Here is a 14,530-nt window from a genome sequence, read left to right on the forward strand (position 1 = left end):
TCAGAACAGGCTCAACAGCGCCTCCGCCGGGTCGGTCAGGACGTTCTCCCCGTCGGGCAGGGGAAGTTCGAACCAGACCGTCTTGCCGCGAGGCGTGCGGCGGGATCCCCACGCGGCGCTGAGCAGGCCCACGAGCTGGAGGCCGCGGCCGCCCTCGTCGGTGTCGCGGGCGCGGCGGCGGCGCGGCTGGACGAGGCCGGAGTCCCACACCTCGCAGACCAGGGTGCGGTCGAGCAGGAGGCGGAGCCTGATCTCGCCCTCGCCGTAGCGCAGGGCGTTGGTGACCAGTTCGCTGACGAGGAGTTCGGTGGTGTCGACCAGCGGTTCGAGGCCCCAGGCGGTCAGCTGGGCGCGGGCGTACTCGCGGGCGCGGCCGACGCTGCGGGGTTCGCGCGGCAGGGCCCAGTCGCCGACGGACTCGGCGGGCAGGCCCTGCACACGCGCCATCAGCAGCGCGATGTCGTCCTCGCCGTGGTGGGAGCCGAGCGTGTTGAGGATGTGGTCGCAGACGTCCTCCAGGGGGCGCGAGGGGTCCGTGAGGGCTCCGACGAAGGCCTGGAGGCCCTCGTCCAGGGGGTGGTCGCGCGACTCGACCAGGCCGTCCGTGTAGAGCGCCAGCAGGGCGCCCTCGGGGAGTTCGACCTCCACCTCCTCGAAGGGCTCGCCGCCGACGCCGAGCGGCATGCCGGGCGGCACGTCCAGCATCAGCGCGGACTCCCCCGGTTCGACGAGCACCGGGGGCAGATGGCCCGCGTTGGCGAAGGTGCACCGTCGGGTGACCGCGTCGTAGACGGCGTAGATGCAGGTCGCCAGGTACACCTCGGAGAGGTCGGCCTCGCGGGGACGGCGAGCGGCCCGGGTGGCCTGCTGGACTCCGCCGGGCGCGCCGAGGCCGCGGGCGATCTCGTCCAACTGGGAGAGCACCTCGGCCGGTTCCAGGTCGAGCAGGGCCAGCGTGCGGACGGCCGTGCGCAGTTCGCCCATGGCGACGGCGGCGCGCAGCCCGCGGCCCATGACGTCGCCGACGACCAGCGCGGTGCGGTGGCCGGGGAGTTCGATGACGTCGAACCAGTCGCCGCCGACCTCGCTGGGCCGGCCGGTGGCGGCGCTGCCGGGCAGGTAGCGGCAGGCGATGTCGAGGCCGGAGGCCTCCGGGTCGCCGGGCGGCAGCAGCGACCGCTGCAGGATCAGCGCGCGTTCGTGCTCGCGCCGGTACAGGCGGGCGTTGTCGATGCAGACCGCGGCGCGCGCGGCGAGGTCGACGGCGAGGTCGCGGTCGCGTTGGCCGAACGGCTCGCTGCCCTTGGTGCGGGCGAACTGCGCGAGCCCCACCACCGTGTCGTGGGCGACCATCGGCACCGCCAGCGTGGTCTGCACGAGACCGCCGTCCTCGCCGGGCACGGTCGTGGGGCGGGCGGTGCGCAGGGCGTCCGCGCGGGGCGAGTTGAACGGGTAGTGGTGGACGGCGCCGAGTTCGACGTGGGCGCCGGTGCCGCCGAACGGCGCGCCGGAGACCGCGCTGGCGAAGGCGACGCGGCGCAGTTCGGCGCTGCCGTCGGCGAGCCCGGGCGGGGTCTCGTCACCGGCCAGCAGGCCCTGGTAGAGGTCGACGGTCGCCAGGTCGCAGAAGCCGGGGACCACGACGTCGAGGAGTTCGCGCGCGGTGGTCTCCAGGTCGAGGGAGTTGCCGATGCGGGCGGCGGCCTCGTTGAGGAGGGCGAGGTTGCGCCGCGCGGCGGCGGCCTCGCGGGCCGCGTCGCGGCGGGCGGTGACGTCGGTCCCGAGCCAGGCGACGCCGATGGGCCGGCCGCTGCCGCTGTGCACGCGGTAGAGGTTGACGGACCAGTGGCGGCGCTCGTCGGTTCCCGGTACGAAGCCGGAGACGTGCATGTCCGTGATGGACCGGCCGTCCTCCAGCACCCGGCGCAGGGTGGCGGTGACCCGCTCGGCCTCGCCGCGCGGCAGGTAGTCGCGCACCCCCTTGCCGCGATGGTCGTCGGGCGTGCCGCCGAAGACGGAGGCGAACCGCTCGTTGGCGCGGCGGACCTTGAGGTCGGTGTCGATCAGCAGGAAACCGAACGGGGATTGACCGAAAATCGCCTGCGAGGCGGCGAGGTCGGTCTCGATGCGCCGCAGGGTGCGGACGTCGACGACGGTGCACACGGCGGCCCTGTCGCCCTCCGCCGTGGTGGTCGGCATCACGTAGACCTCGGCGAGCCCTTCCTCACCGCGCCGGCCGTCCTCGTCGTCCGGGATCCGGAAGGGGACCACGCCGGTCCACTCCCGCCCGTCGAGGATCTCGGCCATCTTGCGCTGGCCGTGCTCGCGCAGGTCGGGATCGACGAACGCCTCGATGGGGTCCGTCCCCACGGCGCGTTCGGCGGAGATGCCGAAGAGCCGCTCGGCGCGCAGGCTCCACTGGTCGACGTGTCCGTCGGGGCCGATCGAGAAGGAGGCCACCTTGATGTAGTCGTACATCGAGCCGGGCGGGCTGCTCTGCCACATCGCGTCAGCGGACGGCGCCCCGTCGGCGGCACCGCCGCCCGCAAAGCCCGTCCTCGCGCCGTCCGACGGGTCCTCGGACTCCGTGGCCTTCGCTGGTATCTCGCTCACGCGAACCGTCCCCTCCAGCTCACCGCGCCCGGCACCGGTCACCGGGGGCGGCTGCCCGCAGTATCCAGCACTACGGCGCCGCACAACACGGTGTTCACGATCACAGGACCATCCCGATGCTTTCCGGTCCGGCCTGCGACAACACCATCAGTCTTCTAACCAGGCGGGACCCGGTCGAACCCCGCTCGCGGACAACCGACGCCCGCTCGCCCGGTCACCCGCTCACCCGGGAACAGCAAGTTCGAACCAGACCGTCTTGCCGGCGTCGTGCGGCCGGGTGCCCCAGCGACGGGAGGAGGAGGCGACCAGTTGCAGACCGCGGCCGGACTCGTCGTCCGGGCGGGCCGGGCGTTTACGGGGCGGTTCGGGCAGCGGGTCGGAGACCTCGACGAGGAGCACCTTGGGCAGGTCCGGGGGGCGCAGCAGCCGAACGCCGACGGGACCGGCGGCGTGCCGCAGGGAGTTGGTGAACAGTTCGCTCACCAGCAGGGCGGCGGTGTCACCCAGGGCGTCCAGGTCCCAGTCGCGCAGCGTGCCCCGGACGGCGGCGCGGGCCGAGCGCACCGCGCCGGGATCCGCGGGAAAGGTCCACTCGGCGATGTCACCATCGGTGTCGATCACACCGTTCACTTCCCTGGCACGCCGATCACTTCGCAGGCCGGTAAGACCATCCATGCCCGGTTTCACGGGACTAAAGGGCACATACCCGGTATCCAGGGGGCGGTACCGCGTACGACGGCGCGGTGTGACACGAACGGCGTACCCGGAGTGCGTCCCGCGTCTGCCCTGCCCCCCGGGTCCTGGCGGAGCGCACGGTGACGCTCACGCCCCCGGGGCGCCGTCGGCCGGGCCGGTGCCGAGGTGGGTGAGGGTCTGCCGCACCGCGGGCACGTCCTGGTCCAGCCAGGGGACGCTCCAGATCGCGGCCGGGGTGAGCCAGCGCAGGTCGTCGTGGTCCTGGAGGGGCTTGGGGTCGGCGGAACCGGGGCGCAGGCGCGCGGTCCACACCCGAAGTTCGTACGGCGGTCGCAGGGGCCAGCTGCCCGGCACCCGCTCGACCACCTCGGCCTCGACGCCGAGTTCCTCGCGCAGCTCGCGCACGAGGGCGGCCTCGGGACGCTCACCGGGCTCGACCTTGCCGCCGGGCAGTTCCCAGCGGCCGGCCAGCTCGGCGGGCGCGCTGCGGCGCGCGGCGAGCAGGCGGCCGCCGTCGAGCAGGGCGGCACCGACCACCACGATCCGTTCGCTCATGCGCCGGAGCCTACGGGAGCGGGCGGGCGCAGGGCGACGGGGTCAGCCGTCGCCGCCCGCGCCCTGCCCGATCCGCTCGACCCAGTACAGCCGGGTGTCCGGGCCGTCGAGGCTTTCCGCGATCTTCTGGGCCTCGGCGCGGGTGGCGTACCTGCCCACGCTGTACCGATTGCCGTTGTCGTCCTTGCGGACGACGAGCCAGGGGAGGGTGATCGTGCCGTCGTTCATCGCGCCCCACTGCTCCTTCCCACCCCGGTGTGTCCGGCTCCCGGCCCCCGCCGCGTCCCGCCCGTTGAGGAAACCGCACTCCGCATATGCCTGAGCCTACGCCCTACCTTCACGGAGCGAACACGGCTTTTCACAAAGAGGTGGGCAACCGGCCAGCGGGGGAATCGGCCGCCCGGGGCGCACGGAGACGAACGCGCCGTGCGAGGACCCCTGGACATCCGCTCGGGGGCGTGCGGCAGCCGCGGTGGCGACCTGCGAGAACGGCCGGAATACGGCACCCGGGCGGTGCGGCCCGGCGAACGGCGGGCGGGGCGGGGGCCCAGGGGGCGCGCACCACCCCCTGCGACATCACCACTCGCGGGCCGACGTCCGCCCCGCCGCGACCCCTACCGCTCCGTCACGCCGCCCGCGTCTCCCACTTCACCGGTCTCCCACTTCACGGTCTCCTACTTCACCGGCAGGTGGTACGCCACCCGGTAGCGGTCGGCGGGGATCACGACGTCCGCCGTCTCCACGGGGCGGCCGGAGGCGTAGAAGGTGCGCTGGACGACGACCACGACATGGCCGGGGACGCCGCCGAGGGCGTGCAGTTCCTCGGCGAGGCCCGGGCGGGCGCCGACCTCCTCGGTGACGTTGTCGACGATGACGTCGATGGCGCGCATCCGCTCCACCACGCCCATGCCGCCGAGCGGGCCCTCCTCGGGGAGCATGACCGGGGTGCGCCCGGTGAGCGCGAGCGGCTCCCAGGAGGTGGAGAGCATCATCGCCTCACCGGCGTCCCGGAACACGTACTTGGTGCGCATCACGCGGTCGCCCGGCTTGATGCCGAGCCGCTCGGCGATGGCGCCGCTCGCCTCGGCCTGGGTGCTGTTCGACTCCCAGGTGCCGCGCACCTCGGCGTCGGCCTGCTCCTGCCGGAACGGCGTGGCGCCGACGGCCAGGCGGAAGCCGGAACGAGCGACCCGGCGCGGCACGGGCCGCTCGCGCACATACGTCCCCGAACCGGAGCGACCCTCGACCAGCCCCTCGGCCATCAGCACCTTGCGGGCCTCGAGCGCGACCGTGTCCGAGACGCCGTACTCCTCGCGGATTCTGGCCTGTGAGGGCAGCCGGGTGTGCGGGGGCAGCAGACCGTCGACGATCTTCTTGCGGAGATCATCCGCGACGCGCAGATACGCCGGCTGCTCACCGAAAGTCACTGGCCGCTCCCATCAAGCTGTACAGACAGCAACAGCGTGGCAACCGCGGGTTGTACTTGCAAGCAAGGGCCAGAGAATCACTCGAAGTGATGACTTGCCGTGCGCGACGGCATGCCCAGCCGCTTTCTCCCCCCTACGGACACCGTCACACCTCCACGGGACGAAAAGCGGAGGCGACCCGGGCGGGACGGCCAGGCGGAACGCAACAGACAGGCCGGGCCGGAGTCATGACGGCGCGTCGGCGGACCGCGCCCTTAACCTGCGTACATGACACCTCTGCCGGACCGCTACTGCCCCACCGACGGCGTCCGCGTGCCCGGCGACTCCCTCGCCTGGCGCTGCCCGACCTGCCACGGCCCGCTCGATCTCGACTTCTCCCCCACCCCCGCGTCCCTGAAGTCCCTCACCGGACGGGTGAACTCGCTGTGGCGGTACGCGCAGACGCTGCCGATGGCGACGTCCGCGCTGTCCCTCGGCGAGGGCCGCACCCCTGTGGTGCCGCTGACGGACGAGGTCTCGGCGAAGCTGGACTTCCTGATGCCGACACTGTCGTTCAAGGACCGGGGCGCGGTGCTGCTGGCCGAACTGGCGCTGCGCGTGGGCCCGCGCCAGGTGGTCGCCGACAGCAGCGGCAACGCGGGCACGGCGATCGCCGCGTACTGCGCCCGGGCGCGGCTGCCGTGCACGGTGTACGTCCCGCTCGGCACGTCGGCGAAGAAGCTGGAGCAGATCGAGGCCCACGGGGCCCGGGTGGAGCTGGTCGACGGCGGCCGCGACGCGGCCGGCCGGGCGGCGCAGCGGGCGGCGGACGAGCCGGACACCTTCTACGCCTCGCACGTCTTCAACCCGTACTTCCTGCACGGCACCAAGACCTACGTCCACGAGCTGTGGGAGGACCTCGGCGGGCGCCTGCCGGACGTCCTGGTCCTGCCGGTGGGCAACGGCACCCTGCTGCTGGGCGCCGCGCTGGCGATCGCCGAGCTGTTCGGGGCCGGTCTGCTGGACCGGCGCCCCGCGCTGTGGGCGGTGCAGGCCCAGGCGGTGGCCCCGCTCGCCCGCGCCTGGGCGGAGGGAGCGGAGGAACTCACCGGCACGACCCCGCAGGCCCCCACCCACGCCGAGGGCATCGCCATCCCCCGCCCGCCCCGGGCCCGCCAGATCCTGCGCGCGGTACGGGACTCGGGCGGCACCTTCCTGACCGTGACGGAGGACCGCATCCGCCACGCCCAGCTGGACCTGGCCTCCCGCGGCCTGTACGTCGAGTCGACGAGCGCGGTCTGCTGGGCGGCGGTCCGCGACGGCGCCCTCGGCGGGAAGTCGGCGGTGGTCCCCCTGTGCGGCGCGGGCCTGAAGTCGGGCCTGGCCCGGCCGTAGCACGCGGCCGCGACCCGCCCCGCTCGGTCAGGCCGCGCGGTCGGCCCGCTCAGTCAGCCCGTTCCGGCCTCCGCGTGCTCGGCGAGGCGCTGCTGTTCCTCCTCGACGATGCGGCGGGCGAGGCCGACGTCGGAGATGTCGACGGCGTCCGGGGTGGCGTCGGCCAGGTCGCTGCGCCGGGCGAAGGCGTCGAACAGGCGCTCCTTGCGCGCCAGGATGCGCAGCAGCCGGTCGTCGACGCTGTCGGCGGCCAGGAGCCGGTGGACCCGGACGGCCCGTATCTGGCCCATGCGGTGGACGCGGGCCACGGCCTGGTGCTCCACGGTCGGCTTGACCTGCGGTTCGCAGAGGATCACCACGGAGGCGGCCTGGAGGTTGAGGCCGACGCCGCCCGCCTCGATCTGGGAGAGCAGCACGGCGTGTCCGGGCATCGCGGCGAAGTCGTCGGCCAGTCGCTGCCGGCGGGCCGCCGGGACGCTTCCGGAGATGGGCCCGAGCGTGCCCTCCCCCAGGGCCGCGCGGACGCTGTCGAGCACGTCCCTGAAGTAGGAGAACACCACCACCTTCAGTCCGTTCACGGCGGCCTCGGCGACCAGTTCCCGCAGCCGCTGGAGTTTCGCGGACGTCTCCGGGCCCGTGTACGCGGCCCGGCGCATCGCCATGAAGTTCCCCTCGGCGACCGCCTCCTGGTAGGCGGCCCGGTCGGCGGGGCGGAGCTCCACCCACTCGTCGGTGTGCACCAGCGCGGGCAGTTCGGTGAGCACGTCCTCCTGGTTGCGGCGCAGGTAGGCCGGGGCCACCGAGCGGCGGAAGGCGTGCGGTCCCGCGGCGGCGTCGGTGTCGCTGACCACGGGCACGAGGTCGGGGCGGAGGTGGCGCAGCAGGGCGCGGAACTCCTCGACCCGGTTCTCCATCGGCGTACCGGTCAGGAACAGCACCCGCTCGCAGCGTTCGGTCCACGCGGCGACCGAGCGGGACCTGCGGGTGTCCGGGTTCTTGACGTAGTGGGCCTCGTCGACGACGAGCATGCCCGGCGGCGTGCCGTCCGGGACGGGCAGGGTGTGCAGGACGTCGAAGGTGGTGACGGCGACGCCGCCGCGCTCGTGCCACTCCGCCTGGGCGTCGTGCCGCTCCGGGCCGTGCACGGTGAAGGCGCGCAGGGTGCTGCGGGCGCGTATCTCCCGGGTCCAGTTGATGAGGACGCTGGCCGGGCAGACCACCAGGAAGTGGGTGTGGCCCTCGGCCGCGAGGTGGGCCAGCGCCGCGATGGCCTGGACGGTCTTGCCCAGGCCCATCTCGTCGCCGAGCACCACCCGTTGCTGGACGAGCGCGAAGCGGGCGCCGAACTCCTGGTAGCCGCGCAGGGAGACCCTGCGGTGGGTGTCGTCGAGCCGCTGGGCGTGGACCCGTTCGGCCACCTCCGACGGGACGAACCCCTCGCTCGCCGCGGCGTCCGGACGCTGCTCGGAGACCTCGGTGAGCCGGCCGTAGTACTCCGCGGGGCGCAGCTCGAAGTCGACCCAGGCCTCCAGGTCGGGGACGGCCGGGCGGAGCAGGTCGGTGGAGGCCTGGGCGAGCAGCAGGCGTACGTCGGTGGCGGCCGCGTCGGCGAGCAGTTCACCGAGTTCCGCGGCCGCGGCGAGGGCACGCTCGCGGCGCTCGCGGCCGCCCAGCGCGAGCCGCAGCCGTCCGCCGGCGGGGCGGGCCGCGGGCAGCAACTCGCCCAGCCGGGTGTCCAGCCGCTCGGCGGCGTCCAGGGCGCGGGACAGCTCGGGGCCGGCCTCGACGAGCCGGTGCAGGGCGACCACCAGGGCCGTGGTGCGGGGCTCGGGGTGGTCGACGTCGACGCGCACGGTGACGGTGCCGGCCACGGCCCGCGCGATCTGCCGGGCGGCGGCCAGCGCCCGGTCGGCGGTCTGCTCGCCCACACCGGGCACCTGCCGCAGCGCGTACCGGCTCGCCTCGTGCACCGCGCGCACGGAACCGAAGCCGGCCTCCTCCATGGCGCCCAGGCGCAGACGTCCGTCGGTGGCGTCCTTGAGCCGCGCCACGGGGATGGACTCCAGCTCGCGGCCGACGAGTTCGGCCTGCAGGGTCTCGTAGGCCGCGCGGACGGCGGCCACGGCGCCGGCGTGGTCCGTGCGCAGGCTCCGCGCCGCCTCGTGCAGCCCCGCACCCTGCTCGCACCACTCACGAATCCCGCGCCCGGCCCGCGGCGGAACCTCCCCCTGCATGCCACCCCCGTCTCCTCCTGCCGCACAGGCCTCCCCGTCGTGCGGTGCGGGTCCATCGTGGCACGCGGCACGGTCACCGGCCCCGGGCGGCCCGGCCCGGCCCGCCCGGCAGGGCGCGTCGGCGGCGGCGGAGGCGGCTCCCCTGTCAGCGGTCTCCTGACGACCCACGGCGGGGAGGGCGGGCACCTCTTCGGGCCCGCCCTCCCCGCCGTGCGCCGGTTCAGTCGCCGGATCGCTGCTCGCGCCGTGGGCCCACGAGCCGTTCCGGGTCGCCGAGCAGGGCGAGCAGGGTCCCGTCGTCGAGCAGGTTCCGGGCGCGGATCTCCTCGACCACACCGGTTCCGTTGCGCAGCGCCGCCTGCGCCACCTCGGTCGCCCGGTGGTACCCCAGGTGCGGCACGAGCGCGGTCACCAGCCCGATCGAGCGCTCGACCTCCGCCCGCAGCCGGTCCCGGTCGGCGGTGATGCCGTGCACGCACCTGGTCGCCAGCAGGCGGCAGGCCGCGGTCAGTTCGGTCAGGCCCTGGAACAGGCAGCGGGCGACGACCGGTTCGAAGGCGTTCAGCTGGAGCTGCCCCGCCTCGGCGGCCATCGACACCGTGACGTCGTTGCCCACCACGCAGAACGCGACCTGGTTCACCATCTCCGCGATCACCGGGTTCACCTTGCCCGGCATGATGCTCGACCCCGCCTGCACCGCGGGCAGCCGGATCTCGGCCAGGCCGGCCCGCGGCCCCGAGGACAGCAGCCGCAGGTCGCTGGCCACCTTGGACAGGGTGACCGCCGTGCGTTTGAGCATCCCCGAGAACTGCACGAGCGCGCCCACGTCCTGCGTGGCCGCCACCAGATCCGCGGCGGAGACGAACGGCCGGCCGGTGAGCACCGCCAGGTGCCGGGTGGCCAGCCGGGCGTAGCCGTCAGGGGCGTTCAGCCCGGTGCCGATCGCCGTGCCGCCCAGGTTGACCTCGAGGAGCAGGTCCCGGGCCTCGCGCAGCCGCTGCTGGTCCTCGGCCACCATGACGGCGAACGCGCCGAACTCCTGTCCCAGGGTCATCGGCACCGCGTCCTGCAACTGGGTCCGGCCCATCTTGAGGAAGTCCGCGAACTCCGCCGCCTTGGCCCGGAACGCGTCCTCGAGCAACGCCAGCGCGGCGAGCAGGTCGTCGGCCGCCTCGCAGAGCCCCACCCGCAGTGCCGTGGGGTAGGCGTCGTTGGTGCTCTGGCCGAGGTTGACGTGAGCGTGCGGGTCGAGATGCCCGTAGTCGCCCCGGGGGCGGCCCAGGATCTCCAGGGCCCGGTTGGCGATCACCTCGTTGGCGTTCATGTTGGTCGAGGTGCCGGCCCCGCCCTGCACGACGTCGACCACGAACTCCTCGTGCAGGTCCCCCTTCCGGATCTGCTCGCAGGCCTCGACGACGGCGCCCGCCCGGGACGCGTCGAGGAGACCGAGGTCCCGGTTGGCGAGCGCGGCCGCCTGCTTGACCGTGGCGAGCGCGCTCACCAGGTGGGGGTACGACGAGATCGGCGTGCCCGACACCGGAAAGTTCTCCAGGGCGCGGGCGGTGTGGACGCCCCAGCGCACGCCGTCCGGCACGTCGAGACGGCCGATCAGGTCCCGCTCGGTGCGCAACGAGGTCGTCATGCCGCCCCGCCTTTCTGTTCGGTCATAGGGCGGCCTTCCTGCCGTCGAGCAGCCGTCCGCGCAGGTCGTCGAGGGTGGCCAGGTCGAGACAGGTCCAGGCCATGGCGAGGGCGCCGTCGAGGACCGCCCGGTCGGCGGCCGGGCCGGCGCAGTGCGCGGCGAACTCCTTCTGGTGGTTGACCGCCGGGAGCGAGTCGATGCCCAGGTACGGGTGGATGGCCGGCACCCGGTGCGAGACGTTGCCCATGTCCGTGGACGCCCGGTTCATCCGGGAGTCCGCGCTCGGTTCGGGGAACGCGCGGCCCAGCGCGCTGGCGTTGCCGACGTAGAGCGCGAGCAGGTCCTCGTCGTTGACGAAGTCGGCGTAGGGCGGGCTCTCCGGCTCGATCTCCAGCCGGCAGTCCGTCGCGAGGGCCCCGGCCTCGAAGCACCGGTGCACCCGGGTCTCAAGTTCCGCGAGGTCGGCCAGGTTCTCCGCGCGGACGTACCAGCGGCCCTCGGTCAGCTCGGGAATCGCGTTCGGGGCCTCCCCGCCGCGGGTGACGATGCCGTGCACCCGGGTCCCCGCGCCGAGCTGCTGGCGCAGCAGCCCGATCGCCGTCTGGGCGACGGTGAACGCGTCCGCGGCGTTACGCCCGTACTCGGGGTAGGCCGCCGCGTGGGAGGCCCGCCCGTGGTAGCGGATCCTGTGGTGCGCGACGGCGAACGGCTCGGCCCGGGCGACGTCGAGCGGGCCGGGGTGGATCATCATGGCGGCGTGCACGCCGTCGAACCCGCCCCGGTCCAGCATCAGGATCTTCCCGCCGCCGCCCTCCTCGGCCGGGGTGCCGAGCACGGTGACGGTCAGCCCGGCCTCGTCCGCGAGGTCGGCCAGCAGCCCGGCGGCACCCACCGCCGAGGCGGCGATGACGTTGTGCCCGCAGGCGTGTCCGAGGCCGGGCAGCGCGTCGTACTCGGCGCAGACCGCGACGTTGAGCGGGCCGCTGCCGATCCGGGCCCGGAACGCGGTCGGCAGCCCGCAGAACTCCGGCTCGACGGTGTAGCCGAGGCCCTCGAGCTCCTCGGCGACCCACCGCGCCGCACGGTGCTCCTCCCAGGCGACCTCGGGATGGGCGTGCAGGCGGTGGGACAGGCGCAGCAGCCGGTCGGACAGACCGGGCAGCCGCGCCGCCGCCCGGTCCTTGAGCGTGCTCACAGGTCACCCGGTACGCCGTAGCTCGGCGCCTCGGTGGGGTTCAGTGCCCGGGACAGGTAGTCCCGCTTCTCCTTCGCCCACCGCCGCCACAGCTGTTCGAGCTCGCCCATCGGGTCGTCGTCCGCCCAGTCCACCCGCAGGTCGGTGACCGGCCAGCTCACCTCGTGCACGACGACGAGGCCCGCCGAGTGCTCCGGGCCCTCCTCGCCTCCGGCGTCCCGGCCGGCGAGCAGTCCGGCCAGCAGCCGCTCCTCGAACTCGGCGCCGGCGGCCCGCTCGTAGGCGGCCAGCATGGCGTCCACCACGCCGGGGTCCGAGAGCAGGTTGCCGGCCGCGACCACGCCGTCGCCCTCGACGGCGCGGTGGGTGCCCAGCGTGCCCTCGCCGGAGAACGCGGCGGTCCGCCCCCGCGCGTCCACCACCGCCAGTTGCCGGTAGCCGCTGTGCTCGTCCGAGGCGACGGCGGACGCGACCGCGTGCCCGGGGTCCACGCCCTCCGCCAGCAGCCCCAGCAGCCGCGGCCCGAGCGCCGGGTTGGTGACGTTCTGCGAGGCGGCGGCTCCGACACCGCTGCGGAGGTGAGCGCACCGCGCGGCGACCGCGGGGCTCGAAGAGGTGACGACGACACCGAACGCGCCGGTGGTCGCGTCACGGGCGATGAGGGAAAACGTCATGGGTGATCCTCCCTGTGCGGGCGCGCGGCGCGGTCAGCGCGACGCGTCGACCTTGTCGGACAGCTCGGCCGCCGCCTTGACCAGGTCCAGCGGGCCGTTGAAGTCGAAGTTGCGGTACACCGCGCCGAGTTGGGCGAACGGCGGCGACTGCGCGAACAGCTGGAACGTCAGCCGGTGCCCGGCGTAGTCGCTGTTGAGCAGGTCGCGGGCGAAGGCCAGCAGCCGGCGCCGGTCCTCGGCCACCCAGTTCTCGTTGACCGTGTAGTACTTCTCCAGCCACGGGGCGACCTCGGGGTCCGCGAACGTCGCCGCGTCCGGGGTGATGCAGATCTGGCCGCCGCACAGCTCGCGGGCGGTGTGCATCATGACCGGGAGCTGGGACAGCGCGACCACACGCCCGGTGTAGAGGAGGGACTGGTTCGGCATCAGCAGGCCGCCCGGGCTCGGCTCGGCCATCGCGATCGCGGCCGTCAGGTGCGCGTTGACGCTCTCCCGGTAGCAGGCCAGCTGGGCCAGCTTCTCCTGCACGGCGGGCTGCTTCTCCAGGCCCGTCTGCTTCACGTTCCACAGGGCGGCGCCGATCATCAGGTCCGCCAGGTGCAGGGTGCGCTGCACGAACGGGAAGGCGCTGTAGCGGTGCAGCGTGGCGCGGATGAAGGAGGCGGCGCGGGTGTGCTGGTAGAACAGCACGTCCTCCCAGGGGATCTCGACGTCGTCGAAGATCACCAGCGACTCGACCTCGTCGACCCGGTTCGCCAGCGGGTAGTCGCTCGCCGGGGCGCGGCCCGCGAACCCGTTGCGGCAGACGAACTTCAGGCCCGGCGCGCCCATGTCCAGCACGAATCCGACGGCGTAGTCGGACATCGCGTCGTTGCCCCAGTTGGCGATCGTCGGCTTGGTGAAGGCCTGGTTGGCGTAGGCCGCGGCGGTCTCGTACTTGGCGCCGCGGACCACGATCCCGTTGTCGGTCTCCCGCACCACGTGCAGCAGCATGTCCGGGTCCTGGTCCTTGGGTGCCTTGGACCGGTCGCCCTTGGGGTCGGTGTTGGCCGAGACGTGGAACGGGTCGGCGGTGACGGCCCGGGCGATGTGCCGCCGGATGTTCTCGGAGAAGCGCGGGTCGACCTCGTTGAGCACGTCCTGGCCGTCGTAGAGGGACCACATCTCGCCGACGGTCTCGTCGCCGACGCGGGTGGCGACCCCGCCCGCGGCACGCTGCACCAGTTCGACCGCGGTCCGCTTGTCGTGCCAGTCCTGCCGGGTGCGGGGCAGCTTGTTCGCGACCGCGTTGAGCTCACCGGTCTCGGCGTCCTGGTAGGTCATCCGGGCCTGGGTCGCCTCTTCGTGCGCCAGGTCGTGGATCCGGGCCCGGACGTCGACGATCGGCTTGAACATCGGGTGCCGGGTGACGTCGTCGACCTTCTCCCCGTCCACCCAGACCTGCCGGCCGTCCCTGATGGACTCGCGGTACTCGTCGCCTGTACGGATCATCGTGTCGTCCTTCGCTGCTGGTGGTGGACCGGACCGGACCCGGGGAAGTCCGGGAACGTCGACGGCGGGAAGGTCTCGGGCCGCGCGTACCGCCGGCCGCTGTAGACGAGCGGGGTGCCGCCGGCGGCGGTGACGTCGCGGATCACCCCGACGTAGACGTGGTGGGTGCCGACGGTGAGCACGGTGTGCAGCTCGCAGTCGAAGGACGCGACGGCGTCCGCGAGCCGCGGCGCGCCCGACGCCGTCCGCTCCCATTCGCCGCAGGTGAAGTCCCACTTCTCCTTGCCCGGCCAGGGGCGGCCGGCGAACGTGTCCGCGACGTGGTCGTGCTGCCGACCCAGGACGCTGACCGCGAACGATCCGTGGGCCTGGATCGCCTCGTTCATCGGGCTCCGCCGGTTGACGCACACCAGGAGACTCGGGGGGTCCTCGGACACCGAACACATCGCGCTCACCGTCTGCGCGAACCGGCCCGACGGGCCGTCCGTGGCGACCACGGTGACGCCGGTGGCCGCGGCGCCCATGGCGGCCCGGAACCGGTCGGCCGGGACCGACGTGATCGTGGCCGTCTGCACATCTGCCTCAGGACTTGGCACGACTTCGCCTCCTTCGGGGAAAGTGCCGTGCTG

The 14,530-nt window shown here is 73.7% G+C and carries 12 protein-coding genes; 1 reads left to right on the top strand and 11 read right to left on the bottom strand.

Features of this window, described 5'->3' with window-relative positions:
- The 5 genes from ACTYVM_RS18440 to ACTYVM_RS18460 all read right to left on the bottom strand — a co-directional run bounded on the left by ACTYVM_RS18440 (position 1) and on the right by ACTYVM_RS18460 (position 5,291).
- Positions 1-2,613, bottom strand: coding sequence for a SpoIIE family protein phosphatase (locus tag ACTYVM_RS18440; protein ID WP_445526935.1), 2,613 nt, complete (start codon positions 2,611-2,613; stop codon positions 1-3).
- A 222-nt stretch (positions 2,614-2,835) separates the two neighbouring features.
- Positions 2,836-3,288, bottom strand: a complete 453-nt coding sequence (locus ACTYVM_RS18445; RefSeq protein WP_445526936.1) for an ATP-binding protein — start codon at positions 3,286-3,288, stop codon at positions 2,836-2,838.
- A gap of 147 nt (positions 3,289-3,435) precedes the next feature.
- On the bottom strand, positions 3,436-3,864 hold the full coding sequence (locus tag ACTYVM_RS18450) for a (deoxy)nucleoside triphosphate pyrophosphohydrolase (protein WP_445526937.1): 429 nt from the start codon (positions 3,862-3,864) through the stop codon (positions 3,436-3,438).
- 42 nt (positions 3,865-3,906) lie between these two features.
- Positions 3,907-4,092 carry an SPOR domain-containing protein gene (locus ACTYVM_RS18455; protein ID WP_400028922.1) on the bottom strand — a complete coding sequence of 62 codons (186 nt, stop codon included), beginning with the start codon at positions 4,090-4,092 and terminating at the stop codon, positions 3,907-3,909.
- Positions 4,093-4,538: 446 nt separating this feature from the next.
- Complete coding sequence (locus ACTYVM_RS18460) at positions 4,539-5,291, bottom strand: GntR family transcriptional regulator (RefSeq protein WP_445526938.1); 753 nt, start codon at positions 5,289-5,291, stop codon at positions 4,539-4,541.
- A 267-nt stretch (positions 5,292-5,558) separates the two neighbouring features.
- Between ACTYVM_RS18460 and ACTYVM_RS18465 the strand changes: the two genes are divergently transcribed.
- Positions 5,559-6,665 (top strand): threonine synthase, encoded by a 1,107-nt coding sequence (locus ACTYVM_RS18465; protein ID WP_445526939.1) that lies wholly within the window; start codon positions 5,559-5,561, stop codon positions 6,663-6,665.
- Between the two features lie 53 nt (positions 6,666-6,718).
- Here the strand turns inward: ACTYVM_RS18465 and ACTYVM_RS18470 are convergent, their stop codons facing one another.
- From ACTYVM_RS18470 to ACTYVM_RS18495, 6 genes are all read right to left on the bottom strand, one after another.
- Positions 6,719-8,899 carry a DEAD/DEAH box helicase gene (locus ACTYVM_RS18470; protein ID WP_445526940.1) on the bottom strand — a complete coding sequence of 727 codons (2,181 nt, stop codon included), beginning with the start codon at positions 8,897-8,899 and terminating at the stop codon, positions 6,719-6,721.
- A 220-nt stretch (positions 8,900-9,119) separates the two neighbouring features.
- Entirely contained in the window at positions 9,120-10,541 is a 1,422-nt protein-coding gene (locus tag ACTYVM_RS18475) for an aspartate ammonia-lyase (RefSeq protein WP_445526941.1), read from the bottom strand.
- 22 nt (positions 10,542-10,563) lie between these two features.
- Entirely contained in the window at positions 10,564-11,736 is a 1,173-nt protein-coding gene (locus ACTYVM_RS18480) for a M20 family metallopeptidase (RefSeq protein ID WP_445526942.1), read from the bottom strand.
- Entirely contained in the window at positions 11,733-12,410 is a 678-nt protein-coding gene (locus tag ACTYVM_RS18485) for a DUF1028 domain-containing protein (RefSeq protein WP_445526943.1), read from the bottom strand. The genes ACTYVM_RS18480 and ACTYVM_RS18485 overlap by 4 nt, the downstream gene beginning before the upstream one ends.
- A 33-nt stretch (positions 12,411-12,443) precedes the next feature.
- Positions 12,444-13,901 (bottom strand): 4-hydroxyphenylacetate 3-hydroxylase family protein, encoded by a 1,458-nt coding sequence (locus tag ACTYVM_RS18490; RefSeq protein WP_445526944.1) that lies wholly within the window; start codon positions 13,899-13,901, stop codon positions 12,444-12,446.
- On the bottom strand, positions 13,898-14,497 hold the full coding sequence (locus ACTYVM_RS18495) for a flavin reductase family protein (RefSeq protein WP_445526945.1): 600 nt from the start codon (positions 14,495-14,497) through the stop codon (positions 13,898-13,900). The genes ACTYVM_RS18490 and ACTYVM_RS18495 overlap by 4 nt, the downstream gene beginning before the upstream one ends.
- Positions 14,498-14,530 lie beyond the last annotated feature (33 nt).

This window comes from Streptomyces cyslabdanicus (assembly GCF_052663305.1).

Coding starts and splice junctions, on each gene's coding strand:
- ACTYVM_RS18445 (WP_445526936.1), bottom strand. CDS start 3,288: ATGGATGGTCTTACCGGCCTGCGAAGTGATCGGCGTGCCAGGGAAGTG.
- ACTYVM_RS18450 (WP_445526937.1), bottom strand. CDS start 3,864: ATGAGCGAACGGATCGTGGTGGTCGGTGCCGCCCTGCTCGACGGCGGC.
- ACTYVM_RS18455 (WP_400028922.1), bottom strand. CDS start 4,092: ATGAACGACGGCACGATCACCCTCCCCTGGCTCGTCGTCCGCAAGGAC.
- ACTYVM_RS18465 (WP_445526939.1), top strand. CDS start 5,559: ATGACACCTCTGCCGGACCGCTACTGCCCCACCGACGGCGTCCGCGTG.
- ACTYVM_RS18470 (WP_445526940.1), bottom strand. CDS start 8,899: ATGCAGGGGGAGGTTCCGCCGCGGGCCGGGCGCGGGATTCGTGAGTGG.
- ACTYVM_RS18475 (WP_445526941.1), bottom strand. CDS start 10,541: ATGACGACCTCGTTGCGCACCGAGCGGGACCTGATCGGCCGTCTCGAC.
- ACTYVM_RS18485 (WP_445526943.1), bottom strand. CDS start 12,410: ATGACGTTTTCCCTCATCGCCCGTGACGCGACCACCGGCGCGTTCGGT.
- ACTYVM_RS18490 (WP_445526944.1), bottom strand. CDS start 13,901: ATGATCCGTACAGGCGACGAGTACCGCGAGTCCATCAGGGACGGCCGG.